General features: G+C 47.9%; 23 protein-coding genes, 1 other RNA gene and 1 riboswitch. Of the genes, 16 read left to right on the forward strand and 8 right to left on the reverse strand.

Translation table 11 applies throughout. The features are described 5' to 3' along the window. The first annotated feature begins 253 nt into the window (after positions 1-253). The 4 genes from aroG (at position 254) to OSH01_RS15710 (ending at position 4783) form a co-directional block, all read left to right on the forward strand. Complete coding sequence (gene aroG, locus OSH01_RS15695; RefSeq protein WP_266125077.1) at positions 254-1345, forward strand: 3-deoxy-7-phosphoheptulonate synthase AroG; 1092 nt, start codon at positions 254-256, stop codon at positions 1343-1345. Positions 1346-1367: 22 nt separating this feature from the next. Beyond that, the gene (locus tag OSH01_RS15700) at positions 1368-2780 is read left to right on the forward strand and encodes an FAD-binding oxidoreductase (protein ID WP_266125078.1); all 1413 of its coding nucleotides are present in this window, start codon (positions 1368-1370) and stop codon (positions 2778-2780) included. 72 nt (positions 2781-2852) lie between these two features. Then, positions 2853-3965, forward strand: a complete 1113-nt coding sequence (gene mnmA, locus OSH01_RS15705; protein ID WP_266125079.1) for a tRNA 2-thiouridine(34) synthase MnmA — start codon at positions 2853-2855, stop codon at positions 3963-3965. A gap of 5 nt (positions 3966-3970) precedes the next feature. Next, on the forward strand, positions 3971-4783 hold the full coding sequence (locus OSH01_RS15710) for a sulfite exporter TauE/SafE family protein (protein ID WP_266125080.1): 813 nt from the start codon (positions 3971-3973) through the stop codon (positions 4781-4783). 100 nt (positions 4784-4883) lie between these two features. On the opposite strand, the gene OSH01_RS15715 is transcribed toward OSH01_RS15710, so the two are convergent. Beyond that, entirely contained in the window at positions 4884-5501 is a 618-nt protein-coding gene (locus tag OSH01_RS15715; protein ID WP_266125081.1) for a glutathione S-transferase N-terminal domain-containing protein, read from the reverse strand. Between the two features lie 277 nt (positions 5502-5778). On the opposite strand from OSH01_RS15715, the gene purB reads away from it, so the two are divergent. The 5 genes from purB (at position 5779) to OSH01_RS15740 (ending at position 11920) form a co-directional block, all read left to right on the forward strand. After that, positions 5779-7155 (forward strand): adenylosuccinate lyase, encoded by a 1377-nt coding sequence (gene purB / locus OSH01_RS15720; RefSeq protein ID WP_266125082.1) that lies wholly within the window; start codon positions 5779-5781, stop codon positions 7153-7155. Between the two features lie 145 nt (positions 7156-7300). Further along, positions 7301-7753: a c-type cytochrome gene (locus tag OSH01_RS15725; RefSeq protein WP_266125140.1), complete on the forward strand. Its 453-nt coding sequence runs from the start codon at positions 7301-7303 to the stop codon at positions 7751-7753. Between the two features lie 393 nt (positions 7754-8146). After that, the gene (locus OSH01_RS15730) at positions 8147-9790 is read left to right on the forward strand and encodes an ABC1 kinase family protein (protein ID WP_266125083.1); all 1644 of its coding nucleotides are present in this window, start codon (positions 8147-8149) and stop codon (positions 9788-9790) included. A 55-nt stretch (positions 9791-9845) separates the two neighbouring features. After that, complete coding sequence (locus tag OSH01_RS15735; RefSeq protein WP_266125084.1) at positions 9846-10562, forward strand: winged helix-turn-helix domain-containing protein; 717 nt, start codon at positions 9846-9848, stop codon at positions 10560-10562. An 8-nt stretch (positions 10563-10570) separates the two neighbouring features. Beyond that, the gene (locus tag OSH01_RS15740) at positions 10571-11920 is read left to right on the forward strand and encodes a sensor histidine kinase (protein WP_266125085.1); all 1350 of its coding nucleotides are present in this window, start codon (positions 10571-10573) and stop codon (positions 11918-11920) included. 116 nt (positions 11921-12036) lie between these two features. On the opposite strand, the gene OSH01_RS15745 is transcribed toward OSH01_RS15740, so the two are convergent. Both OSH01_RS15745 and OSH01_RS15750 read right to left on the reverse strand, forming a co-directional pair. Beyond that, positions 12037-12732: a cytochrome b/b6 domain-containing protein gene (locus OSH01_RS15745; protein WP_266125086.1), complete on the reverse strand. Its 696-nt coding sequence runs from the start codon at positions 12730-12732 to the stop codon at positions 12037-12039. A 78-nt stretch (positions 12733-12810) separates the two neighbouring features. Then, positions 12811-13320, reverse strand: coding sequence for a hypothetical protein (locus tag OSH01_RS15750; RefSeq protein WP_266125087.1), 510 nt, complete (start codon positions 13318-13320; stop codon positions 12811-12813). A 216-nt stretch (positions 13321-13536) separates the two neighbouring features. Between OSH01_RS15750 and ribA the strand changes: the two genes are divergently transcribed. Continuing rightward, positions 13537-14178: a GTP cyclohydrolase II gene (gene ribA, locus OSH01_RS15755; RefSeq protein WP_266125088.1), complete on the forward strand. Its 642-nt coding sequence runs from the start codon at positions 13537-13539 to the stop codon at positions 14176-14178. 136 nt (positions 14179-14314) lie between these two features. Here ribA and OSH01_RS15760 read toward each other — a convergent pair whose 3' ends face one another. Continuing rightward, the gene (locus OSH01_RS15760; RefSeq protein WP_266125089.1) at positions 14315-14944 is read right to left on the reverse strand and encodes an FMN-dependent NADH-azoreductase; all 630 of its coding nucleotides are present in this window, start codon (positions 14942-14944) and stop codon (positions 14315-14317) included. A gap of 119 nt (positions 14945-15063) precedes the next feature. Here OSH01_RS15760 and OSH01_RS15765 point away from each other — a divergent pair, with 119 nt between their 5' ends. Then, positions 15064-15966: a LysR substrate-binding domain-containing protein gene (locus OSH01_RS15765; RefSeq protein ID WP_266125090.1), complete on the forward strand. Its 903-nt coding sequence runs from the start codon at positions 15064-15066 to the stop codon at positions 15964-15966. Here OSH01_RS15765 and OSH01_RS15770 read toward each other — a convergent pair. Then, a complete protein-coding gene (locus tag OSH01_RS15770; RefSeq protein WP_266125091.1) occupies positions 15963-17510 on the reverse strand; it encodes a glycosyltransferase family 39 protein in 1548 nt (515 codons plus the stop codon). The two genes, OSH01_RS15765 and OSH01_RS15770, sit on opposite strands and share 4 nt — an antisense overlap. A 91-nt stretch (positions 17511-17601) precedes the next feature. Beyond that, positions 17602-17780: riboswitch (yybP-ykoY riboswitch) on the forward strand. 8 nt (positions 17781-17788) lie between these two features. Between OSH01_RS15770 and OSH01_RS15775 the strand changes: the two genes are divergently transcribed. Further along, positions 17789-18364 carry a TMEM165/GDT1 family protein gene (locus tag OSH01_RS15775; protein ID WP_266125092.1) on the forward strand — a complete coding sequence of 192 codons (576 nt, stop codon included), beginning with the start codon at positions 17789-17791 and terminating at the stop codon, positions 18362-18364. 55 nt (positions 18365-18419) lie between these two features. Here OSH01_RS15775 and OSH01_RS15780 read toward each other — a convergent pair whose 3' ends face one another. After that, on the reverse strand, positions 18420-20066 hold the full coding sequence (locus OSH01_RS15780; RefSeq protein ID WP_266125093.1) for a methyl-accepting chemotaxis protein: 1647 nt from the start codon (positions 20064-20066) through the stop codon (positions 18420-18422). Positions 20067-20471: 405 nt separating this feature from the next. Next, on the reverse strand, positions 20472-21701 hold the full coding sequence (gene sstT, locus OSH01_RS15785; RefSeq protein ID WP_266125094.1) for a serine/threonine transporter SstT: 1230 nt from the start codon (positions 21699-21701) through the stop codon (positions 20472-20474). 146 nt (positions 21702-21847) lie between these two features. Between sstT and ssrA the strand changes: the two genes are divergently transcribed. Further along, positions 21848-22212, forward strand: a transfer-messenger RNA (tmRNA) gene (gene ssrA / locus OSH01_RS15790). Between the two features lie 135 nt (positions 22213-22347). Here ssrA and OSH01_RS15795 read toward each other — a convergent pair. After that, the gene (locus tag OSH01_RS15795; RefSeq protein ID WP_266125095.1) at positions 22348-23436 is read right to left on the reverse strand and encodes a linear amide C-N hydrolase; all 1089 of its coding nucleotides are present in this window, start codon (positions 23434-23436) and stop codon (positions 22348-22350) included. A 324-nt stretch (positions 23437-23760) separates the two neighbouring features. Between OSH01_RS15795 and OSH01_RS15800 the strand changes: the two genes are divergently transcribed. The 3 genes from OSH01_RS15800 to OSH01_RS15810 all read left to right on the forward strand — a co-directional run bounded on the left by OSH01_RS15800 (position 23761) and on the right by OSH01_RS15810 (position 26425). After that, positions 23761-24249 (forward strand): GlcG/HbpS family heme-binding protein, encoded by a 489-nt coding sequence (locus OSH01_RS15800; protein WP_266125096.1) that lies wholly within the window; start codon positions 23761-23763, stop codon positions 24247-24249. Positions 24250-24434: 185 nt separating this feature from the next. Then, positions 24435-25733 carry a Zn-dependent hydrolase gene (locus tag OSH01_RS15805; protein ID WP_266125097.1) on the forward strand — a complete coding sequence of 433 codons (1299 nt, stop codon included), beginning with the start codon at positions 24435-24437 and terminating at the stop codon, positions 25731-25733. Between the two features lie 182 nt (positions 25734-25915). Continuing rightward, on the forward strand, positions 25916-26425 hold the full coding sequence (locus tag OSH01_RS15810) for a hypothetical protein (protein WP_266125098.1): 510 nt from the start codon (positions 25916-25918) through the stop codon (positions 26423-26425). The last annotated feature ends 53 nt before the right edge of the window (positions 26426-26478 follow it).

Consider the following 26478-nt stretch of genomic DNA (forward strand, 5'->3'; position numbering starts at 1 on the left):
GCAAGCTATGGTATTTTTGCCGCGTATGTTTTAAATTTAATTGTTGCTTGTACGGCATTGTGGTAGGATTAAGCTCATGTATAGCGTAAATTCTTTTTACTTTTATTTTTTTACTTTTCCTCAGCCGCTGGCGCAGGGAAGGATACGCTGTACACTGAAAAAATAGTGAACTGATTTCCAAACTAAAGCCGCCAGCAAAACTAGGCGGCTTTTTTTATGCCGTCAAAGTTACTGGCAATACAGGAGTAAGGTCGTGTCGCACAATACAGATGATTTACGCATTCGTGAAATTAAAGAGTTGTCTCCTCCAGCACACGTTATGCGTGAGTTTCCTTGCAGTGTTCACGTAGCAAACGTGGTGCACAATGCTCGACGTCAGATTCACCATGTGTTGCACGGTGAGGACGATAGATTAGTGGTGGTGGTAGGGCCATGCTCCATTCACGATACGAAAGCTGCTTTAGAATACGCCGAGCGCCTGAAAGAGCAGCGTGAGATTTTCAAAGATGAACTCGAAATTGTGATGCGGGTTTACTTTGAAAAACCGCGCACTACTGTGGGTTGGAAAGGGCTCATTAACGACCCCCATTTAGACGGCAGTTTTAATATCAATCAGGGCTTACGTATTGCCCGTGAATTGTTGATTCAGGTCAACGAGCTTGGCTTACCAGCGGGTTGCGAGTTTCTGGATATGATTACCCCCCAGTACATTGCCGACTTGGTTTCATGGGGTGCTATTGGCGCGCGGACGACGGAAAGCCAAGTTCACCGTGAACTGTCCTCAGGACTGTCCTGCCCAGTAGGTTTTAAAAATGGCACGGATGGCAACATTAAAATTGCTATCGATGCGATTAAAGCGGCTTCGCAACCTCACCACTTCTTGTCGGTTACTAAAGGGGGGCATTCTGCTATTGTGTCCACGGTAGGAAACGACGACTGCCACGTTATTTTGCGCGGTGGTAAGGCGCCTAACTATGATGCTGAGCATGTCGAGGCTACAGGGCAGGCGATGACCAAAGCAGGATTGCCGGCACGTATCATGGTTGATGCGAGCCATGCTAATAGTAATAAAGATTACCGTCGTCAACCCGAGGTGCTGGCCGATGTGGGAGCGCAAATTTCTGCGGGCGATGAGCGTATATTTGGCGTTATGATTGAAAGTCATTTGGTGGGCGGACGTCAAGACTTGTCAGATCAGGCCAACATGACTTATGGGCAAAGTATCACCGACGGTTGTATCGACTGGGATGATACCGTGCAGTGTTTACAGGACTTGGCGCAGGCAGTCCGCCAGCGCCGCTTGGTACGAGCTCAGTCGCAGGAGGCTGAGTTAAGCCATAATTAAATCGTATTTTTAGGATATAACAATGAATGCTCCTTCTGATTTTCAACGCAAACGTCCCATACCTAGCGGATTCATGGAGGCTTTGCAGCAAAAGTTCCAGGAGCGATTTTCATCTGCAATGGCGGTGCGTGAGCATCATGGGCGTGACGAGTCTCCGTTCCCGCCCATGCTGCCTGACGCAGTGGTGTTTGTGCAAAGTACCGAAGAGGTGGCTTGGGTGGCCAAGCATTGCAACGACCATCACGTGCCACTGATACCGTACGGGGTAGGATCGTCCTTAGAGGGGCACGTTCTGGCGTTGGAGGGAGGGATAAGCGTCGACTTATCCGGAATGAACCAAATACTGGCGATTAACTCTGAAGACTTTACCGCCACAGTACAAGCAGGCGTGACGCGCTTGAGCCTCAATGAAGCCTTACGTGATACAGGCTTATTCTTTCCTATTGATCCTGGCGCAGATGCTAGTTTAGGAGGGATGGTTGCTACGCGGGCATCAGGCACCAATGCCGTACGCTATGGCACCATGCGCGAGAATGTGCTGACACTTAAAGTGGTGACGGCAGACGGGCGGATTATAGAAACAGCCAATCGGGCCAAAAAATCATCAGCAGGGTACGACTTAACGCGTATCTTTATTGGTAGCGAGGGCACCTTAGGCATAGTCACCGAGGTCACCGTACGCTTGTATCCGCAACCTGAAGCCATTTCGGCAGCAATTTGTAATTTTCCTGACTTACAGGCTGCCGTGCGTAGTGTGATTGAGATAATACAAGTGGGGGTACCCATTGCTCGCGTTGAGTTCATGGATGCCGCTGCTGTACGGGCTACTAATGCCTACAGCAACCTGCAACTTAAAGAAAGTCCGCTGTTATTGTTTGAGTTCCATGGCAGTACCTCGGGCGTACAAGAACAGGCAGAGCTCGTACAGGACATTACCCGCGATAACGGTGGAATGGACTTTGAGTGGGCGGAGCGCCCCGAAGACCGTAGTCGTCTGTGGACAGCAAGACATAATGCCTATTTTGCTGGCTTACAACTGCGTCCAGGCTGCCGCGCAAGTACGACAGATGTTTGTGTACCTATTTCGCGTCTCGCGGAGTGTGTTGAAGAAACTGCTAAAGATATGGATCAGGCTAGTTTCCCCTACACTATTGTTGGTCATGTGGGGGATGGAAACTTCCATGTGTTAATGCTTTTGGATGCAGAAAGCCAGCAAGAGTGGGCAGAGTCCGAACGTTTAAATCGCCGTTTAGTACAACGTGCAATTGATATGGACGGCACTTGTAGTGGTGAGCACGGCATCGGTTTGCATAAAATGGAGTTTATGTTGGCCGAGCATGGTGCGGATGCTATAGCCTTAATGCACAGCTTAAAGCAGGCTTTTGATCCAAATAATATTCTTAATCCAGGCAAAATGTTGCCTCAGTTGGCTTAAGCTAACCTCTAAGGGCACATTTTTGTGCCTGTTTGCTTTTCTGTGGTATTTGATTACCCATATAAATAAACCATGACTACTGCACCACATAAAGGGCGTGTCGTTATTGGCATGTCAGGAGGGGTAGACTCCTCCGTATCAGCTTGGCTGCTTAAGCAGCAAGGCTATGAAGTGCTCGGTCTTTTCATGAAAAACTGGGAAGACGACGATGACAGTGAGTACTGTTCCTCGCGCCAAGACTGGCTTGACGCGGTGAGCGTAGCGGACTTGCTGGGCATTGATATTGAAGCGGTGAATTTCGCTACTGAGTATAAAGACCGCGTTTTTGCTGAGTTCTTACGTGAGTACTCGGCTGGCCGCACGCCGAATCCAGATGTTCTGTGTAATGCGGAAATTAAATTTAAAGCCTTTTTAGATCATGCTATGGATTTAGGCGCCGAGTTGATTGCTACCGGCCATTATGCACGGGTGAGGGCGGTAGATGCTGCAGGGGGGCGGCAGTTTCAATTGCTAAAAGGTCTAGATGCTAGTAAGGATCAAAGCTATTTTTTACATCGTTTGAATCAACAGCAGTTATCGCGCACTTTATTTCCGTTAGGTGAAATCTCCAAAGCTCAGGTGCGGCAAATTGCACAGGAACTTAGCTTGCCCAACGCGGCGAAAAAAGACTCTACTGGCATATGCTTTATTGGTGAACGCCCTTTTCGAGAGTTTTTAAATCGCTACTTACCTACACAACCAGGCCTAATTAAAACGCCAGAGGGGCAAGTGGTGGGAGAGCATGTGGGTTTAGCTTTTTATACCTACGGTCAACGTAAAGGTTTGGGGATTGGTGGAGTTAAAGGGCGTCAAGCAACAGATGGTACCGCTGATGCTTGGTATACCGCTGCTAAAGATTTAGAAAACAATGTGCTCTACGTGGTGCAGGGGCATGATCATCCCTGGCTTTTGAAGTCCGAGTTACACGCAGCTGAGGTGAATTGGATTGCTGGTGCCCCCCCTGCTTTATCAAGTGTGGCGGCCAAAACACGTTATCGACAACCAGATGCCGCCTGCAGTATTGTGCAAGCAGCGTCTAGTGAGATGACTCTGGTTTTTAATGAGCCCCAATGGGCGGTAACTCCTGGGCAATCCGCAGTGCTGTACGACGGCGAGGTATGTTTAGGTGGTGGGATTATTCAATAGCCCTTATGGATACCTTACATATCATTTATTTGCTCGTTTTAGGCACAGGGATAGGACTGGCAGCGGGCTTGCTAGGGGTAGGGGGCGGTATGATTCTTGTCCCGTTTTTAACCCTGTTGCTGCCGGGCTTCGGTGTGCCTACGCATTTGGTGGTGCATGCTGCTATTGCCACGTCTATGGGCACGATTTTATTTACTTCTTTATCCAGTATGCGCGCCCACCAAAAGCGCGGTGCTATTCGCTGGGATATTGTGCGTGTCATTGTGCCAGGGATACTCGTAGGGGGGCTATTTTCCGGTGGAGCTGTATTTGCCGCCATATCCTCGCTCATGTTGGCGACGGTGTTTTCGGTCTTCGTGTTGTACACCGCTTACTCTATGTTTTGGGGTAAGCCGCCTCAGGTCGGACGCACTATGCCTGGACCAGTCGGTACTGCTGGGATGGGGGTGGTAATAGGCTTTGTCTCGGGCTTGCTGGGGGCTGGAGGCGGGTTTTTATCTATACCTTTTATGGTGCGTGGCAATATAGATATGCGAAAGGCGGTCGCTACGTCGGCGGCTTTGGGTTTCTTTATCGCTATTGCAAACAGTGTGGGCTATGTATATTCGGGGTTTGAACAAGTACAACAAGAGCCAGGCATGTTGGGATATATTTATTGGCCAGCTTTGGTGTTTGTATCAGTTACTAGTATTTTAACTGCGCCCTTGGGTGCAAGCTTAGCGCATCGTCTGCCTCAGAAAGTGTTAAAGCGTATTTTTGGAATGCTGTTGCTATGCATCGCCGTATACATGCAGTATACGGCTTACACATTAGGATAATACTGTTTGGTTTTACACTTACTTATAATTATCAAAATAGAAAAGGCCGGCCTGTAACTACACACAGGCCGGCCTTTTTTGTCGCTATAACACCCTATATTTAAGGGGTAATGACAGCTAAAGTACTGGCAAAAGAGGGGCGAGCTTGGAGTTTTTCGTCTAAGCGTTGGAGGTTGCCATACTGAGCGCGCCAATTGATATCCCCGAAGCGCAAGTCTAGGTAGCCTAATGCACAACCTACGGCAATATCAGCTAAGCTGAGCGTGTTGCCCATGCAGAAAGCTTGCTCGCCTAAGGAGTTATTCATAGCCGCTAAGGCAGCATGAATTTTATCGTACTGACGATCAATCCAAGCTTGGTAGCGAAGCTCTTCAGGCCTGCGGTTGAGCTCGATGTTAATTGCTACGGCTGCGTCAAGTATGCCATCGGCAATAGCTTCCCAGCATTTGACGGCGGCACGGTCACGGCCGGATTGCGGAATAAGACGCCCTACAGGAGAAAGGGTGTCTAGGTATTCAACAATAACGCGTGAATCAAATAGACTACCTTGGTCATCCATAAGTAGACAGGGCACCTTACCCAAGGGGTTGTGCTGAAGTATGGTGCTATCGGCTGTCCACACGTCCTCCAGACTAAACTCATAGTCGAGCTTTTTTTCTGCCATGACGACACGTACTTTGCGCACGTATGGACTGGTGAGGGAACCTAAAAGTTTCATTTGGAAAATCGGAAAGTTACAGGCTCAAAAAGTATAGCAGGATACGCAGGCCCCACAGACTCAAGGGGCGGCAATCCTGTCTGCGAAAGGCTTATCCTTAAAAAGTGTGGTTTTAAAGCTTAATTTTCATTAAAAACCGTGCCTTAGCCAGACGTTTCGGTTATAGGGGGCAAGTGCAGCTTGCTGAGCTCCTGTTACAGTAGCTGCGGCGCGGTAGTACAAATGGAAGTGATAGAATGCAGGTTGTTATTTATTCACTTTATTAAGTTTAAAAACAATGCAGATAGCTGAAACACTAAGCACGTTGAATGCCTTATCGCCTTTGGACGGTCGTTACGGTAACCGTGTGGGCGCCTTACGGGGCTTGTTATCCGAGGCGGCTTTCATGTGGCATCGAGTCCAGGTGGAGTTAGCATGGCTAGAGGGGCTCTCGGATGCTGGTCTGCCCGAGCTACCTAGTTTTTCGGCGGCTGCACGCGAGAAGCTTAAAGCAATGGTCGCCAACTTTAGCGAGGCAGACGCGGCTCGCATAAAAGAAATTGAGCGTATCACTAACCATGATGTCAAAGCGGTGGAGTATTGGCTCAAAGAGCAGGTTGCTGATGACGCAGAGTTAAATGCTGCGGCTGAATTTATTCATTTTGCTTGTACCTCTGAAGATATTAATAATGTCTCTCATGCCTTGATGCTAAGTCGTGCGCGTGATCAGGTGTTAGTTCCTCAGTTGCAAGCGGTATGTGATCGCATCCGTACTCTCGCTCATGATTACGCCAAACAGCCCATGCTATCGCGTACTCATGGTCAGCCAGCAAGTCCCAGTACCGTAGGTAAAGAATTTGCAAACGTAGCAGCACGTTTGCAGGCGGCGATAGATGCAATTGTCGCGGTGCAGCCTTTGGCCAAGATGAACGGTGCAACGGGTAACTACAACGCCCACTATTCTGCTTATCCCGAGATTGATTGGCCTGCTTTTAGTCAGGGTGTACTAAGTAGGCTGGGCTTAACTCAGAATCCTTACACCATTCAAATTGAGCCCCACGATTGGATGGCGGTGTATTTTGACGCAGTAGCTCGTGCGAATACAATATTGTTAGATTTTAATCGGGATATCTGGGGTTATATCGCCTTGTCCTATTTCAAGCAGCGCTTGAAAGAGGGCGAAATTGGTTCATCCACCATGCCACATAAAGTGAATCCCATTGATTTTGAAAACTCGGAAGGTAATCTTGGTTTGGCCAATGCTTTGCTGCGCCATCTATCTGAGAAATTACCCGTATCGCGTTGGCAGCGAGATCTCACGGACTCAACAGTCCTGCGTAATCTAGGGGTAGCGTTGGGCTACAGTATTGTTTCTTATGATTCATGCTTACGCGGATTAAATAAACTGGAGCTAAATGCTGCGGCAGTAGATGCTGATATTGACGCCTGCTGGGAAATTTTGGCAGAGCCCGTACAGACAGTTATGCGTCGTTTTGGTTTGCCGCAGCCCTATGAGCAGCTTAAGGCACTGACACGCGGGAAAGGAATTACTCAAGAGGCATTGCAAACCTTTATTCAAGATTTGGATTTGCCAGAAGGGCCTAAGGCTTACTTGTTGGCGTTGACGCCTAGAACCTATTTAGGACAGGCGGTAAGTTTAGCCCAAGCCATTTAATATTTTGTTTAACTGTAAAACAGGTCTTATTTCAAAGGCTTGTTTTATTCTCTTTAGAATTGTTTTAATGACAATTGCTAAGCCATGGTGTAAAACATGGCACGCCAGCCTAATTTTTATGGCAGGGGTCTACTTTGGAGTCATGATGAAAAAACGTATACTTATTACAGCAATTAGTGCTGTTATGGTGGCCGTAGCCACTCCAGCGAGTGCACAATTTGCCAAGCCAGAACAAGCAATTAGTTATCGTCAGGCAAGTATGGCTTTAATTGGTTCTCACTTTGGTCGTATGGCTCCTGTAGCGAAAAAGGAAGTGCCCTTTGACGCGGCAGCCATCGCTGCAAACGTAGAGGTCTTATCTGTTTTAGCTCAATTGCCTTGGGCCGCCTTTGGTGCCGGCACAGAGGGTGGTGACACCAAGCCTGAGGCATGGAGTGATGCAGCAGGCTTCAAAAAAGATCAAGATGATTTTTTGGGTGCTATAGAGAAATTGCAAGTTGCTTCGAAGTCAGGGGATTTTGATGCGTTCCGTGTAGCGTTTGGCAATGTAGGTAAGTCCTGTAAAACGTGCCATGACGCGTACCGCAAAGAAAAGTAAGGTTTTTATTGCCTAGTCTGGATACGATATCTAGTGGGCTTTGTTTTGACAGCAGTAACGGTAAGGGTGCCGAGCATGAATGCGACGGCGCCCTTTTTTTGCTGAAAAGTAGGTGATAGCTTAGGCTTTTGTATTAGTTACTGTTTGTCCTTGCTCTGTTGGTCGAATAGTAGTCAAAGTAGTGCAAGTTCTTGTATATCAGTCGCTTAGCGATATGAGTTGCCAGGGTTTTCCCGAGTTATGCACAGAAATTGTGGGTAAGTTGAAGTGCTCTTTCGCTTATTTTTATACATCTGATCGGATCTTGCATAGGGTTTCATTCTGGTAACTGGTGCTAAGCACCTGCTTGTGCTTAACTTGGGGCTATTAACGAACAGCTTTTAGGAAGCGTAGATGCTAGCGAATACCTTATTGGCTTTGCGTGATCACGCCCGCTTGCGGGCCATTGGATTGGTAGTGGTCCGCTTTGGTGTTGAGGATATTATCGAACGCTTAGGATTAGGAGATGTTTTACCGACTAAGCGTAGCGCCTCAACACTGGATTCTTCCCATGCGCCAGAACGGCTTCGACATGCTTTAGAGGCGTTAGGGCCTTGTTTTGTAAAACTAGGCCAAATTCTAGCGACGCGTGCCGACTTGCTTGGTCCTGCTTGGACCCAAGAGCTAAGCAAACTACAGGATGCTGTGAGCACTTTACCTTGGGAGCCTATGCAAGAGGTATTGCATGAGGCGTTAGGGCCACGGTGGCGCGACAATTTTCGCTCCTTCACAGAGGAACCAATAGCAGCGGCCTCGATGGCACAGGTCTACCGTGCTGTGCTTGTTTCTGGTGAGGAGGTCATAGTAAAGGTTCAAAGGCCCGGGCTAAGGCTTACCATTAGCGCTGATTTGCGTTTATTGCATTTGCTTGCGCAGTTAATAGATGAGCGAGGTCTGTTTCCTTCATATCGTTTGCCTGCCATGGTAGCGGCATTAAGCGATGCTATGCTGGATGAGTTGGACTTTCGCTGTGAAGCCCATAATTGCTCCGCGGTGCGTGAGCATATGCAAGACTTTGAGTACGTGCACATTCCCCGCGTCTATATGGATTTATGCTCAGCGCAGGTGATGGTGCAAGAGTTTATTCCAGGTGTGCCGGTTTCCGATATACAGCGATTGCAAGCGGCAGAGGCAAATGGTGTTGTGCTAGCAGAGCGAGGTGCACACGCTTTCTTGCATATGGTTTTGCAAAATGGGATCTACCATGCTGACCCGCACCCCGGAAACCTGATGGTATTGCCTGGTGATGAACTTGCCTTCATTGATTTTGGTTTAGTGGGGCTATTGGGCAAGCGTCGTCAGCAGCAATTATTAGTATTGCTGCGAGCGATTATTGAGGGTAGGGCTGAGGAGTTAAGTCTTTGCCTGATGGAGTGGTCGGGGGCTGAGCAAATTGATTGGCGTCAGTTAGATGAAGGGGCCCAGCGATATGTAGCCAAGCAGGCTAGGGGTCGATTACTCATATCCAAAGCGTTAACTGACTTAATGGCCTTAGCCCGCGATCAGCAGATTATGCTGCCTGCTGATTTGGCTTTATTGTTTAAGGCATTGATGACGGCAGAAGGAGTTTTATTGCGCTTAAACCCTCAGTTTGATATTGCGCAGACAGTCGGCCCGCAGATTAAGCAGTCCCTACTACGCCAATATACGCCCGAGGTACTCGCTCAGGATGCTCTGTCGTTTGCGATGGAGTCTAAACAGATTGCCTTAGATGCACCGCACTTATTGCGCATCATCATGCATCGTTTACGACAAGGAAAACTGGATGCTCGGATTGAAGTGATTGGCATAAAAAACTTGGGACGCTCACTAGAACTGGCAGCCACACGATTGGCTATCGCCATTGTGACGGCAGCATCGGTATTGGTGTTGGGCCCCGTCCTTATACGTACCGGGCCTGCTTGGTTAGGCTTATCTATTTTTGTCTGGCTAGGATTATTAGCAGCAATAGCAGGGCTGGTCACTGTATTACGAGGGTTCTGGCGTAGGCGCAAATAAGCGTCTTACAATGTTTACTAATAATATTGAAGTTTGAATGACAGGAAAAGGCAGTATGACTGGAGTATGGCGTTGCTTGGTGATAGAGGATGATGTAGAAACCAGGCGGTATATCGTTGCCGGGCTACTGGAGCAGGCCCACGATGTAGCGAGCTGTGAAGACGGGGTCACTGGTCTGCAGCGTTCGTCTCAGGAGTCATGGGACGTCATAATCTTGGATCGCATGTTGCCTAATCAAATGGATGGATTGTCTATTCTGTCCACTTTAAGGGCGCAGAGTAATACGACGCCTGTATTAGTGCTGAGTGCTCTAAGTGACCTAGATGAGCGCGTGAAAGGGTTAAAGGCCGGAGGGGATGATTATCTCACTAAGCCCTTTGCTTTCTCTGAGCTCTATGCTCGTTTAGAAGCGCTAGTGCGGCGCAGCAAGAGCCTTGAGCAGACCTGCTTGCAGGTGGCGGATTTGCGTTTAGATCTTGGGTCTGGGAAAGTGCAAAGGGTGCAAAAAGATATCGTGTTGAAACCACGCGAGTTTCGATTATTGGCTTACTTGATGCGCAATGCGGACCAAATAGTTACACGTAGCATGTTGCTAGAGGCGGTGTGGGATTATCACTTCGACCCCCAAACTAATGTGATTGATGTGCAGATTAGCCGCTTACGCAGCAAAGTTGATCACGGCTTTACAACGCCATTGATACATACCATACGCGGGGCTGGCTATATGTTGTCGGCCAACCCCGAGGCCGCGCAAGCGTCAACGGCCGAGTAGGAGCGCGCGTGAAAGAATTGTGGCGCTCCATTTCATTTCGTCTGACACTTAACTACGGATTATTAGCCGTTTGCACAACCTTAGTTTTACTAAGTTTTGTTTTTTTACAGGTCATTCATGTTTTACACACACAGGCTTCACGGCATGTAGGCGCGACGGCACAGCGCTTGGTGCTGGAGTTTGAGCGTCGAGGGCGTGAAGGCCTGATAGAAAGCATAGAAATCGCCTTGTCTGATCATATCGATGCAGATAGAGAGATTTATCTGCTGGTCGACAGCAGCGGCACCAAGCTCGTGGGTAACCTAGAGCATGTCAGTCCGGTTTGGCCGCTTTGGGGAGAGCTTTCGGAAGTGCAGGTTGTGCGCGAAGGGGTTACCACGGTAGGGCGCTTGCGTATGCATACACTGCCCGATGGGGCGACCTTGGTAGTGGGTTATGACATGCAGGAAATGAATGAGCTGAAACTGCTCATTGGTCAGGTCGGCTTGGCTGCTATTGTAGTGGCCGTTTTGTTGATTGCCTTTGGTACTTACGTATTCAGAACCGAATTGCAACTGCGTCTGTCCAATATTCGCGATACTGCCGTGCAGATTCGCTCAGGCCACTTAAAACAACGTATCCCGGTGGATAACTCCAACGACGAGTTCTCTCAATTAGCACGGGATATCAACTCCATGATGGATCGTATTCAAGATCTCATGTTAGGGGTGCGCCATATCTCTGACACTATTGCTCATAACTTACGCACCCCCTTAACGCGAGTGTTGGGGTATCTACGTGATGCGCAGCGGGTAGGGCTCAGTCAAGAGGAAGTGTTGGCAACTCAGCAAAAAGCAATACGTGAAATAGAAAGTCTGAATCAGTTGTTTGCTAAGCTTTTGCAGATCTCTGAGGTAGAGGTGGGAGTACGCCGCCAAAGCTTTGATGAGGTTGATATGAGTCGTATTTGTAGCGATGTCATCGAGTTATATGACGCTGTCGTCGAGGAAAAAAACCTCACGTTAGATATAGACTTAGGTAAGAGTTCGTGGGTGTCTGGCGATGCAGACTTATTAGCCAGTGCAGTGGCTAATTTACTAGATAATGCCATTAAGCACGCGCGCCATCATGTGACAGTGAGTGTGCAACAAACAAAGGCTATGACGGTTCGTGTAAGCATAGCGGATGACGGTGCTGGGGTACCCGAGGCTATGTATGGGCAGTTAGGCCAGCACTTTATGCGTCTAGATGAAAAAATGCCTGGGCATGGTTTAGGTTTAACCAGTGTATTAGCAATAGTGAAGTTGCATGGAGGAACGGTATCGTGGGAGGACAACTCCCCTGGATTACGCGTTTTACTCGACTTGCCGCTTCTTTAGTAAAGAGGGGTTATTCGTAGCCAGTTTAGAAAGGTAGTAGTATCTATGCGGTATAGACAGAATAGTCCCCTGATTATCCCCAGAGTTGTGCACAGAATCTGGGGATAACTCGACACTTACATGAAGTCATCGAAGCTAGCCGTTGGCGCGAGTAGCGTTAAGCTATAGATAGCAGCCGCAATGAGCAAGGCAATAACAAGTGCGAGTAGACGGGACTTCCAGCCATCTTGACTGTCACGAGCAGATGATTGTGTGGGCCAGTCCATATTCCCTGTTACCATGCTTTTGGCTAATTTTTGACCAGCAAAGAGGCGGTAAGCAAGGATCGCAATAATATGTAAAGCCACAATGGCCAATAGTAGCCATTCATTACTTTTATGCAATCCTGTCAGTACTTTAGACCAATGTGGACTTAAGTAGGCTAAGGGGCCAGCAGTAAAAATATCGTCGTTAGCAAACAAGCCTGAAAATGCCTGGAAGCCAATGAGCAACAGCATGACGTATACCGACCAAGCGCCTAGGGGATTGTGCCCAAGTGTGCGGGAATGATGTTGGCGTAGATATTCCCAACTTTTACGTAGACTAGGTGGAAATTGACTAAAACGGCTGTAATAACCACCCACCACGCCCCATATTAAGCGAAATATAATTAGGCCTGTAGCGAGCAATCCAAACCTTACATGCCAGTCCATCCATAGCCCGCCTAGTTTGATGGTCACAAAACTGCCTACAAAGCTCAAGATTAACAAGGCATGAAATAGTCGTGTGGGTAAGTCCCAGACACGAACTGGGCGCATAGCAGAAGTGCTCATACATTTAACCTAATAAAAGTTCACTTGGGAGACATTATATAGGCTGTGTCTACGCAGATTAATACAGCTCAATCAGGCTTAGTCGCGTTGAGGGTTGCGGCGTGTGCGCAGCGAAATTTTTCCTTCCTTATAGCGGTATTCATCGATAGAATCTTGCGCTTTGGTGCTAGGGGTTTGCACAATGAGTGTAGAGCCTCGGTGGCTGACACGAATTTTAGAATTACAAGAGCCAAAGGCGGGCGATAAATGATGCCCTTGCTGGCTAATGGTGAGCCAATGAAAGCTAATAGGGCAGTGCTCTACGCCGTTGTCGACAGAAATAAGTACCGATTGGCTATCGCCTACTTGAAAGGCGTAGGGCATATTAATTAAGCCTTTGATCGTGGGCTCAATAATACGTGTGCCAAGGGACAACTGAGCGTCGTAAATGTAATCGCTGGGAGTGACTTGCAAGTCCCCGAAAGGGGTTTGTAGGCTAAGCTGTGAAGGTATGCTAGGCCATGCTTGTGCTGCTGCCTTAGACGTAAAAGACAAGCAAAGCAATAACAAAGCAGAGGCTACAAGAGAGCAGCATTTTACAAAGGACATGATGAGTCAACTGATAAGCTAAAGCCTTGAAGCGACGGTAATAGTTCTTTTGGATTTACCACGTAACACAAATTCTATTACATTTGAAGCACTTTGTCAGTTTTCTCAGGCCGCTAGTTAGGTTACTCAGCCTGCTCTTATTGTTATATTATTGATTGTCCGGCGCCTTGTGCGTGTAACTTTTCGGACAGTTTATGCCTTGCTGCCGAGAGTATTATGCTACCCCATACTGATTTGCCCTTGCCTAGTTTTTCCTCTACAACAACAGCCTTAGAGCATATTAGCTCTAGCCAATTACCTACTCCGTGGGCAGTATTTAAAATACATGTATTTATTGAGCCTGCTACTCAAAAAGAGCATGTGATGTTGACCCTAGGGGATGTGGCCGGTGAGGAGCCCATCTTGGCTCGTATCCACTCAGAGTGTCTAACGGGTGATGCTTTGTTTAGCCTGCGCTGTGATTGTGGTCCTCAGCTACAGCTCGCCCTAGAACGTATTGCCCAAGAAGGCAAAGGTGCGTTGCTCTATTTGCGGCAAGAAGGCCGCGGTATAGGCTTAGCCAATAAAATACGTGCCTATAAGTTGCAAGATGAAGGAGCTGATACAGTAGAGGCTAATGAGCGTTTGGGTTTTCCTGCCGACATGCGTCGCTTTGATATGTGTAAGGACATGCTGGATTTTATGGGCATCAAGCGAGTTAGGCTCATGACGAATAATCCGCGTAAAGTCAAAACCTTAGAAGACATAGGTATTGAGGTCAGTGAGCGAATAGCGCATCAAATAGAAGATAATCCTTACAATAAAAACTATCTGAATACTAAACGTCTACGCTTAGGTCATATGTTAGTGTCCGATTAGACATGCAGATGTTGGCGCTGGCGCAGTCTGGCGTACCATTCAAAAGTGAGTGAACAAAAACGCCTGATGGCTGCATCAGGCGTCTTATTTTTGGTTACCGCGATCAAGCTGCTCTAGGGCATATAATTGATGCGCCTCAAGCGAGCTCTACCGTTTGGAGCAATTGTATTATTTGTTGTTCAGCCGTGCTCAATGCTTCAGCGCGTGCCTCAGCGCCCATGCCTATGCCTTCGGCATAAATAAAGTGTATGTTGGTGACGCCAATAAAACCAAAGACAACGCGCAAATAGCTTTCTTGATGTTCTAAAGCTTGGCCTTGCTCCGAGGTCGAGTAAATACCACCACGGCTTAGAATCACGTACACGGTTTTGTCGCCGGATAAGCCTTCAGGGCCGTTAGCGCCATATTGGAAGGTCTTACGAGGTTGAATTACTCGATCCAACCAGGATTTGAGTTGGCTAGGAATAGTGAAGTTGTAAAATGGAGCACCGATCACCACCGTGTCAGCTTTTAGGTATTGGTCAAGAAGCGTCTGTGTTAATTGATTTTCTGTGCGTTGTGCAGATGTCAGCGCCGCATCCTCTAATCCCAAGCGTAGTCCCAAGGAGTCGCTGGTGTAATAGGGGGGAGGATTACTGATTAAGTCCAGGTGCTCAGCATGAGCTCCAGGGTGTTGTTTAATAAGTTGCTCTACAGCAAAACGGCTAAGCTCACGTGAGACGGAGTTCGTACCATTAATGCTTGAGTCTATATGTAATATATTCATGAGTGTCTGCGGCTAAAAAGAGTGATGCCTTAATTATCGGGTACGGCACTGTTTTTAATAAGTAGGTCAGATGAAAAAGATTATTCTATATTTATGCCTAATACGGTTCTGAACTCTCTATGCATGATTTAAACGATATGTTGTTGTTTACAGAAGTATTAGCTCAGGGAAGCTTTAGCGCGGCAGCACGCCATTTAGGCATGCCACCCTCCCGTTTATCCCGGCGCATTAGCCGTCTAGAGGCAGAGCTAGGCGTGCGTTTATTACAGCGTACTACCCGAAATCTTTCTTTAACCTCTGCGGGTGAAGTGTTTTTACAGCATTGTCAGGCAATGCGCCTTGAGGCCGAGGCTGCTTATGCTGCGGTAGCACATGTACAGCAAGAGCCTCGAGGCCTATTACGAGTAAGTTGTCCCGTCACTTTATCGCACACCGTTTTAGATAAGGTTTTTGCGGAATACCTTATGTTATACCCCTTGGTTGATTTAGATTTGGAAGTGAATAATCGGGTGGTGGACCCTGTCGCAGAAGGCGTGGATGTTGCCTTACGTGTGCGCAGCTCGTTAAGTGACAGTGGCAGCAATGTTGTCAAACGCCTAGCGGAAACTAAGTCCATCTTAGTGGCGAGCCCCTTACTGTTGCAAAACTATGCAACCGTGCTCAAGCCTGATGATTTAGCTTCGCTGCCTACGGTAGCGATGGGGGCGACGCGAGGTGTGAGTGTTTTTGAGTTATACGGCCCTGGGCAAGAGCTGATGGAGGTTCGCCATAAGCCTCGTTATTTAGCGACAGACTTACTAACCTTACAGCAAGGTATAGAGGCTGGTGTTGGAGTGGGGCTATTGCCAGATTACATGTGCCGCCAAGCCTTGGAGGCTAAGCGTTTGGTAAAGGTGCTGCCAGATTGGGCACCTTTACCGGGCATTATCCATGCTGTATTTCCTTCGCGCCAAGGCATGGCTCCTGCTGTACGTTATTTCTTAGACTTGCTTGGCGAGCGATTGCCTGTTTTACACCCCTAGCGAGCGGCTTCGCATGAGGGCGAGGGCGGGATAATCCCCCAGTTCAGATCTAAGATGGGGCTATTAGCGGAAGACCAATGTAGCTGCTCTAGCCCTTTCCAATGTGTTTGCTCATAAAGCTGTAGAAGGCTGGCGGCGGGTTCTCCACGCGTTTGGCGGCTAAAGACAACGAGTATTCCACACTGAAGGTCGGCATCGCGTAGCCAGGGTGATTGAGCCAATTGAGCATCGATATAAACTTGTGCGTCAGGGCTAGTATTTATCGCAATGTTTCCCCCTAGCCATGTATCAGAGGCCACAATACGCAGTGGCGTAGCGGGAACATGCTGTCTCCATACTGCTTGCATTTGGCTTGCTATTTCTGGACCTGGAAAGGTGGAGCGTGATTTTCTACCTGTTTCCCACGCCAAGGGACCGCGGGCTAGAGCATAGCCTGTTGCCATTAGTATTTGTATTATTAGCACGATGACGAGCAGACGTTTGGTTTGTAAAGGCTCTGCGCCTTTAATAGCAAATAAAAAATAGAAGCTATACAGTACGAAGAAAGTGGTGGCCCAAGAGGCGTCTAGGTGCGAACCCAACAAAGCGGCTATTAAAACCGTGCTAAGAAATGGGCTTAAACCAACCCAAAGTAAAAATTGCTTCTCGCGAGAATGTATCTGAGCGCCGTAATTGACATTATTATCAGAAACGTGGTGGCCTTTCTGGCGTAGATCTCGACGATAGCAGTAATACAGCGCCCCCACGGCAATAATCATAGGGCTCAGTCGTGCTAATTGGTCCAAAGTAAAGCTTAGTAAAGCGCTATAGGCTTGCCAGCGAGTGGGCGCCGCTAGGGATTTGTCCATGTAGAGGAACGGAGCGTAGTCATTGCTGTGTAGCCAATATAAGTGGGGGCTAAAAGTGATGCCAAGAGTGATGGTGGCGACAAGCATTCCCTGCCACGTTCTGCCATGGCGCCATAAGCCACTTGCCAGCAAGTACAAGAAAAAAGCGGCAAACTGGATGACAGCACTATATTTAGTCATGAGTGCAAAGCCTGCTACGACGCCTAACCACGCCCAATCACTTAGGCGTTGATCACGGCAAGCACGATAGAAAAACCATATGCTTGCCATGATGGACCATAGTTGCGCCGTGTTGTGATTGAAAATGGTGCCACGCAGTGAGAAATAAATATTCACCGAGGCTAGCAGCACAACCAAAAAAGATAAGCGTGGGCTAAGGAACTCTCGCGCTAATAGCCAGAGAAACACTAAACCAGCCGCAGACGCAAGCATGCCAGCAAAGAAACTGAGCCATACGGGCCTCCCAAGTAGTTGCGTCAAGCCGTACATAATCCACGATGGAAAGGGCGGATGCTTTATATAACCGAGTTCAAAGCTACTAGCCCAAACGAGCTCCTCCATACCGTCCAGATCAGGTGCTTTATGGCTGATAGAGGTCAGTACCGTCCATAACAAGACAAAGAACAGCAAGTAGAGGATGAGTGCTTTGGCGTAATGTGGTGATGTCTGGCGAGTAAGCGAAGTGCTGGGGCGCATGGGGCTATTCAGGGTAGCGAGAAAGCGCTCATTTTAGCTGTTTTTTTGGTCTGTGCTGGACTAGACAGATTGTCGGCTAACGGTTATGATCTGCCTCGTCATTGGGGAGTAGCCGCTCGAGAAGCTTCGAGGTGCACGTCAACATACTTGATCCACACTGGGTCATGGCGTGTACAGCAATTGCCTGGCAAGACCTTTGACCATACGCCTCCCAGACTGGCCGGAGAGGTGCGATGGTCAAATGTGTCTAGTCTATCCGGCCAGGGAGTTACAATAAAATGGAAGCGCTACTAGTATCCACTGGGATCGTTGCACTTGCCGAGATTGGCGATAAAACACAATTATTAGCTTTTATGTTGGCGGCTCGTTATAGGCGGCCAGGCATCATCATTTTAGCTATATTGCTTGCTACGACACTCAATCACGGCTTGGCTGGTGCCATTGGCACATGGTTACCGGCTTTAATGGATCCCGCCATAATGCGCTGGGTTTTAGGTATCGGCTTTTTGGTTATGGCTATCTGGATCATGATACCCGACAAGCTCGACGATACCGAAGCAACTCATACACGCTTTGGTGTGTTCGGAACGACTTTTGTCACTTTTTTTATTGCAGAAATGGGTGATAAAACGCAGATCGCTACGGTCGCCTTGGCGGCCCAATATCATGCCTTTTTTAGCGTAGTAATTGGCACCACATTAGGGATGATGATTGCTAACGTTCCTGCTGTAATCTTTGGCGAAAAAATAGCCGATAGAGTTCCGACACGTTTGGTTCACACCGTTGCTGCTTGTGTGTTCGCGGTATTGGGTATTTATACTTTATTGGAAGGGACGGCCTTACTGGGCCTTTAAGTGTAATCAGGCGGCATTGCTCGGGGAGGTGATGTCGCCTGACAGCTAGCAGGCTTTATTGAGGCAGTAAAGCCGTTTTAGTCCGAGCTGTTACTTGATCAAGCGGAGCCATAATTGCTTTTTTATCACCGTAATTAAACACGGCAATAGCATCACGCAATTGAGCTTGGTTATGATTCATGCTTTCTACGGAGTGGTGTAGGTTGCGGGCTAAATCGGCATTGTCAGTAGTAATTTTGTCGACTTGCTGCAAAGCCAGATTTAACTGCTCTAGGCCAGTTGACTGCTCGCCTGTTGCCGCTGATATTTCGGCCATCAGCAAGGCAACCTCAGAAGAGGACTTTAAAATATCGTGCATGGCGAGCTCTACTTCTTTAGTGTGCTCGGCGCCATTGCGACTCTGAGAACAGGTATCTTCAATCAGCCCTTTGATTTGCTCAGCGGCTTCAGAGGCTTGTCTGGCTAAGGTGCGAACCTCGGATGCTACAACCGCAAAACCTCGACCTGCAGTGCCTGCTCGTGCCGACTCAATAGATGCATTGATCGATAATATATTGGTCTGGAAGGCAATATGCTCGATCATTCTGACAATGCCACGAATTTTTTCTGAGCTGGCTAAAATAGCGTTCATCGCCAGGCTTAGTTCAGCGACAGTGTGGTTGCCTTTTTGTACATACTCCGAACTACGCTGACTCAGCTCGTGACTCGCTTGAGCGTTAGCAGCAGTTTGGTGTACGGTGCTGCTAAAGTTGGCAAGGCTTGCTGTGGTTTGCTGTAGGGAGGCGGCTTGCTCTACCGTACGGACGTCTAGTTGTCGGCTGTTTTGGCTCAAGAGTTGAGCCATGTCCAAGTTTTCGAGCACGCTTTGATCCACATCAGTGCTAATGCTAAGCAGGCTTTTTCGCATTAACTCAAGGTTGGTGCCTAGTTTGCCTAGTTCAGTTAATTGCTGCTCTTGCATATCAAGGCCAAGATTACCGGCGGCAATTTGTTGCGCTATTTGAGCAGCGTTATTAAATGACTTGAGTGTTCGGTGGCGTAAACGTAATTGGGCTGCCAACAAGACAATCAGGCCTGCCGTAAGGGCAGCAGAAAGAAGATGCTTAGACGAATTTGGAGCCTCAATATAATGCAGGCTTAATGCTAAGCTCAATGCTACGATTAGAGTCAACAAAATAGATCGGGCGAAGGCTGCACCTAGGTCAGAGCTCCAAAGGCGCGCTAGCAAATAGAAAGGTTGAGTCCAGCCTCCTCGTACGATGCGACCTTTTTGCACTCGCCATGGACCTGTGGAGCCCTGATTAAGTTGTTGATAAAATTGCTCGGCTTGGTTTATTTCTTCTTTTTGAGCGCGTGTGCGTACAGAAGCATAACCGGTGACCACTCCCTGTTCTATGATAGGGCCCGCATTCGCTTTGACCCAATAGAACCCACCGTCTTTACGACGGTTTTTAACGATTCCTTCCCATGCCTCGCCATTCTTTAATGTAGTCCACAAGTCGGCGAAGACTTCCTGAGGCATGTCTGGGTGACGCACAATATTGTGAGCTTGCCCCGTTAGTTCTTCTTGGCTGAAGCCACTGATTTCAATAAAGGCGGGATTTGCGTAAACAATCCTACCTTTGGTGTCCGTCTTGGAGATCAAATATTGATCATCCTGAATAACGGTTTCCGTATTGTTGATAGGAAAGTTTTTACGCATAGGTCTCCGATTCAACATTAAGAAAGTGTTAGTAAGCTGGCAATGCTCCATGAGTTCATCGCACTAGCATGCTTTTTTTACATGAATCGTATCACTTGTATGTGTTTATTTTGTGTTTTTATACGAAAAAATGCGAAATTTATGCAAATGTTTCGTTTAAGTGACAGTTTGGATGGTGTTTTCTGTGATAGGAGGGCCTTGTCTTTCAACTACCCTCTTTACAATAGGCAGCTACAGTAATAGCGCAGCGGAAAAAGCTAGGTGCAGGTTGGCGCCTAGTTCGGCTGGCATTGAACCGTGTAGATGGAGGTAAGCACATCGGCGTGAAATAGAGTTTATAAATGAGCTCGCTGTGCTTTTTTAGTCGTCCTTAGCAGGTGGAAAGGACGACACTCCTGGAATGAGCTAAGCGCTTTGTTCGGCACTCATTGATACGGTTGCGGTAAACAGCACGTCGGTTGAGGAGTTCAGAGCGGTTTCAAACGAGTCTTGTAGCACACCAATAATGAAGCCGGCTCCCACGACTTGTACAGCAATTTCGTTGGGGATGCCAAATAAACTGCACGCCAATGGAATCAGTAGCAGAGACCCTCCCGCTACGCCGGACGCTCCGCAAGCACATACGGCGGCGACTATGCTCAGTAACAGGGCAGTTGGAATATCTACGTCTATCCCTAGCGTATTAACGGCGGCCAAGGTCAGAATCGTGATGGTAATGGCCGCACCCCCCATGTTGATGGTGGCACCAAGGGGGATAGATACGGCATAGGTATCTTTATTTAACTTTAGTCTTTCGCATAAGGCCATATTGACAGGAATATTAGCGGCCGAGCTGCGTGTAAAAAAAGCGGTAATTGCGCTATCGCGCAGCACAGTAAAAACAAGCGGGTAGGGGTTGCGACGTAATTTAAACCATACGATAAGCGGATTGAGTACCAAAGCGACCACGACCATACAACTGACCAATACGGCTAATATGTGCACATATTGTTTGAGACTATCAAGCCCTGATTCGCCGATGCTGGCACCTACTAAGCCAAATATCCCTAACGGGGCAAAGCGGATGACGATACGCACTATCATGGAAACGCCGGCGGATATGTCTGTAACCATGGCTTTACTGCTTTGGTTGCCATTACGCAAGGCTAAGCCTAACACGATAGCCCACGCCAAAATTCCCATGTAGTTCGCATTTAATAGAGCGCTAACTGGATTATCCACCACGCTGGATAAGAGCGTGAGGAGTACTTCAGCAATGCCGCTGGGAGGATTGACTACAATTTCCTCCGTCACCAAAGTAAGTTGGGAGGGGAACACAAAGCTCACTAGCACAGCCAGCAAGCCAGCTAAGAACGTTCCTAACAGATACAAGCCGATAACGGCCCCCATATGACTTTGACGCCCTTGCTGATGGTTTGCAATCGCCGACATTACCAAAAAGAAAACCAGTATGGGAGCAATAGATTTCAGCGCTGTAATAAAGAGATTGCCTAATATGGCTGTACTTGGTGTGCTTTCAGGCACTAGCAGAGCTAAGGCAATGCCAGCCACTAAGGCGATAAGAATTTGCACCACTAAACTGCCATGCAAAAGAAAATGTAATAAACGATTGCTTTGTTTTGTAGGGCTGCTCATGCAGACACTCCCCCGTTAATGAGAATCACACCACCGTTACGCCTTGTGAGCGTCAGCAGCACTTTTTGGTAAACCGATTATTTTATCATCGCTAGCCCCTATTAAAGCGTTGAGAAATGCCTTATAATTGGTGCTCTAGTCTCACTGGGGTCGACATGGCTTCGACGTGGGTCAAGAAGCAGAGCAGGGCGTGTCGAGCACCAGTTCGCTCGTAAAACCACTGGAAAACTTACAAACGCCAACGACGAGCGTTTCGCTCTAGCCGCTTAAGGCCGAGCCACTACACTGATTTGTCTTTGGGTCAGGTAAGGTAAAACTTACAGTAGTGTTATTTACAAAGAATCGGATTTGCCTGGGTCACTCAGGTAAGTCCTAAATCTTAGTGACTCGCTCAGGAAAGGCCGGTCGACAGGCATAATCCTGGGTTAAAGCCCAAAATAAGTCGACTACACATGTAGAACTGCCTGTGGACGATTCGCGGACGGGGGTTCAATTCCCCCCGACTCCACCATAATTTCCTTAAAAATCAATGGCTTAATGGTCGTTGATTTTTTTTGCCGATTTTATTCGGTAAAAAGTAGGTCAATCTTTGCCTGCTACGTTGAACGACGAGCAGAATGAATCGCTCGCCGTTCCGATTTTTAGTTTATTGTGCGGCAGCGTGCAGCAGTGCTTGGGTTCCGTCGGCCAAGCTTTCATTCAACTGACTTAATGGCATCACGATTTTTTGCGAGTGTTCCAGTAACTCAGTCAGGTTGATTCGGATGTAGTTCAGTTGGGTATAGCTTCGTAAGTACAGTAGCCCTTGGCGCAAGTCCGTCAATGAGGTCCAACTGGTGTATTCGGAGCAATAGCCGGGCATGCCGATCACTTCAGGCGCGCCGGCGTCCATACTGCTGTTATAAGCTGTCGAGTCTACGGTAATACCACGCGGCCGATCAAAGTTATTCATGATATGCGCCAGCGTGACGATAGCGCTGGCGGGGGTGGCTGCTTTTTCAGCGAAGTTGGCGTAATAGGCCGCGCGCACAAAACGTCCTACCGACGTATTGGAGGAAGGGAGGGTGGCGGTGGCGATGCCCGAGTCGGGTTGAAAAAGTCGCTTGCCACGTAGGGTGGTTTCAAGCTGATCAATATTGCTTAAGTGCGTGTAGTTGCTCAGGTTAGTTAGGTGCCAAGGAAACTCTGGGCCGTTCGTCATGACGCCGATGGGGTTAGCGTAGATGTTTTGCTGGCCGTTGGTGTATTCAATAACAATTGAATCTCCGCTAGCATCATGCAGCACATAATGGAAAGGTGGCTCCATGCCACCTAATAAATCTAGGCCTTCTGCCAGGATAGCTTGTTTTTCCAAGGCGGCTTTGGCTTGGGCAACCGACGAAAACTGGGATAACACCCAGTTACCTAAATCTACAGTGGATAGAACAGCGGTATTGGAGTCGAAGGTGTCTTGAGGCCCTTTAGAGACCGCGAATGCCAACAGACTAAAGGTAAGCCCCGCACTGTTAACGCCTTCAACCACTTTTACGTCTGCTCTGGGGTCTATCTCAACGGCCACTGAGATGAACCCATATTGAGCAGTGTAATGCAGTGCTGGATGGTTCTTAACCTGTGAGGAAAATGTACTATCTTTAGGTTGGTAGACCAGCAAATAAGGCTGTTCTACGGGAAGCTCTAGGGTACGCCCCGTGTAGGGTGCTTCCTGTTGGTCAAAATAAAGTAAGGATGTGCACATGATTAGGTTCACTCAGGAGGTAGAAACGATGTGGCGATCGTACCATTATTTCGAACCCATCTAGCGCAGCGCTGTCTTGTGTAACAATAAATGACCTTTGTTGATTTGTAGATAAGCAAAAATGGTGAGCATTTGTATATGATGGTAGCCAAAAAAAGATTTTCGTTTATATTTATAGTAACCAGTTTAAGCGAAATGTGAATTGCTTATACCGTCCATAGTGTTGTACGTATAGCTCGCTCGTGTCCTAAGGCGTATTTTTGGGGCGGGGGCCGAGGAAGTTTGTCGTTAGATGTCTCTTAACCTTACAGAAGGACTGATATCATGATTCGTAAACTTGTATTTTCCGCTTTGGTACTTACACCTTTTATAGCAAGCGCTCAGACAACGCTTCCTACGACTCATTATTTGCCCTTGGAGTTAGCGACTAAAGCTAGTCAAGCGGCTGTTCAAGCTTGTGCAAAGGACGGTTATGCGGTTTCCGTCGCAGTAGTTGCCCGAGAGGGTGCTGTAAAAGTGCTGCTAACCCAAGATGGTGCAGGAGCACACACCGGCAATAGCGCGCAAGGCAAAGCCTTTACTGCTGCGGCAATGGGTCGAGATACGGCTGGATTGGCCGAGTTTATCGCTACCAATCCTGCTAATAATGGTTTACGTGATATGGATTCACGTATGGTTATTCAAGGTGGTGGCGTACCTATAAAATTTAATAACGTAGTGGTCGCAGGGATCGGAGTCGGTGGAGCACCAACCGGAGCCATCGACGCTAATTGTGCTCTAGAGGGCTTAAAAGCAATAGGAGCCGATCTTTAATAAGAGGCCGGACTGCCCTTGCTCTTGGTCATAGGCGCAAGCAGTTCGAAGAGGACAGGTAAAAGGGTTGGGTTTGGCGTTAGGCCAGACTCAACCCTTTTTCGTTATTGCCGAAACCGTCTTACTATTTAGCCGAGGAACCTTGTTACACTAAAGGTATATACATACTAGAAAAGGAGACAAAAGTGAATCAGGTAGCTCACAATAAGACAGACGTAGAAAAAATAGAAAATGCGTTCCAGGCCTTGGATAAGAAACGCTTATGGCAACGGCTCGAAACCTTGTCCACTTATACAGAACCAGCACGACCATGGACACGCAGGGCTTTTAGTCCACTTTTTAGTGAAGCTAGACAGTGGCTGGCGCAACAAATGCGAGCCGCGGGTTTAGTAGTGCGTATCGATAGTGCGGGAAATTTGATAGGTCGAAGAGAAGGTAAGCGGTTAGGTGCAAAACCCATTATGACGGGCTCGCACTCAGACACAGTGTTCGATGGCGGGCGCTATGACGGGATTTTAGGTGTAGTAGCCGGTATTGAGTTGGCGCATGCGCTGGCGGACAGTGCTTACGAGCTTGAGCACCCTCTGGAAGTGGTTGATTTTTTATCAGAAGAGCCCTGTGATAGAGGCATTTCATGTGTCGGTAGTCGTGCAATGGTTGGAGCATTGACGCCAGCAATGTTAGCTTTGATGGATAGTGATGGAGTGAGCCTAGCTCAAGCAATTGATCAGGTAGGAGGATTAAGTCATGAATTGTCCTCTGCTCTATACCAGAAGGGCGATATACACGCCTTTATTGAGCTACATATAGAGCAGGGGCCGGTACTAGAGAATAAAGGAATGGCTATTGGTGCGGTAACGGACTTAGTGGGGGTTCGTAGCTATACCTTAACAGTGCTAGGGAGGCCTGACCACGCAGGTACCACCCCTATGGATATTCGCCAAGATGCGCTGGTAGGAGCAGCTCTTTTGATTCAGCAAAACTTTCAGCAGGCAGCAAGACTTAACACCTCACAGTGCTACGTAGTCGCCACAGTTGGTTGTGCCTCGGTTTTGCCTAATTCGTCTAATGCTGTACCAGGTCGTGTGGAGATGACATTAGAAGTCCGGAGTAATCAGCTTGCTATTTTAGAAGGCTATGGCGATGAGCTCTTCGACACGGTAAGAGAGGAGTTACAGGCCTTGGGGTTGCGCCTTCACACTGAGTCTATTAGCTATGGGTTACCCCGTCATTTTTCCGATGCTATCGTTGAGATTATTGAGCAATCCTCGTACTGCTTAGGGTATGAATCCATGCGCTTACCCAGTGGCGCAGGTCATGATGCTGCTTATTTGTCGGATATCGCACCCACTGCCATGATATTTGTCCCTTGTTTGCAGGGTCGTAGTCATTGTCCCGAAGAGGCTACTACGGCTGATCAAGCTTTTGCAGGACTTAAAGTATTAATGCGCAGCATCATGGCTGTGGATAAACACGTTTTTTAAGCGCGTTGTTGTGCAGTGGAATAGGTCACAGCGCGCTGGCTGGAACATTTTTTCTAACGATTGAGGTATTCAGCTTTGCGCTGGAGCAAAATACACCAAAATAAGTCTCTTCGTTTAATAGGTAGTGAAAGATAAATAGGTAAACTAGGCGCCAATGCACACGCTTAAGGAGTGGTTGTTGTATGGTTGGTTTGATAATTGCGAGTCTAGTCGGTTTATACGCTATTTACGTGCTGATACGATCCGGGGGGCAATTGTTTGGCGTGGCCGAGCAAACTGCTACGCAGAAAAAGCGGGCTTGGTTGAAAGTAGTGGTAGCGTCCTTGGCCTTGCTCGCCTGCTCTTTTTGGTACCATTTATCCTACGATAGCCCTGCGGCGCAGCAGGCTCGATTTGAGGTCGTTCAAAACACACGCTGTACCGATGTGCTCGAAGCTTATAAAGCAGCACAAATTTTGGTGCAGCAAGCCAGCAAAAATGACTATACCTTAGCGTTTGCTTTTGTACCCACACACCAGTCAACCATGCTAAGCCCTTGCCAGTTTAGTATTCAAGCGCCTGTTGATCGTGTCGTGTTGGAAACAGGTGTCAGTGACAAGGCCATGTTCACTGCCGTTGTGACCTATCGCAAGGACGACGATGCGTGGGCTTTGTCTGATCTGCAATGGCAAGCTTACATCACTAGCAATTAACTTGCCTTGGTCAGTTATGAAATTTTTTGGGTTTTAATTAATAAGGAATGTTG

Source organism: Alcaligenes endophyticus (assembly GCF_026344035.1).
Lineage (GTDB): Bacteria > Pseudomonadota > Gammaproteobacteria > Burkholderiales > Burkholderiaceae_B > Alcaligenes > Alcaligenes endophyticus.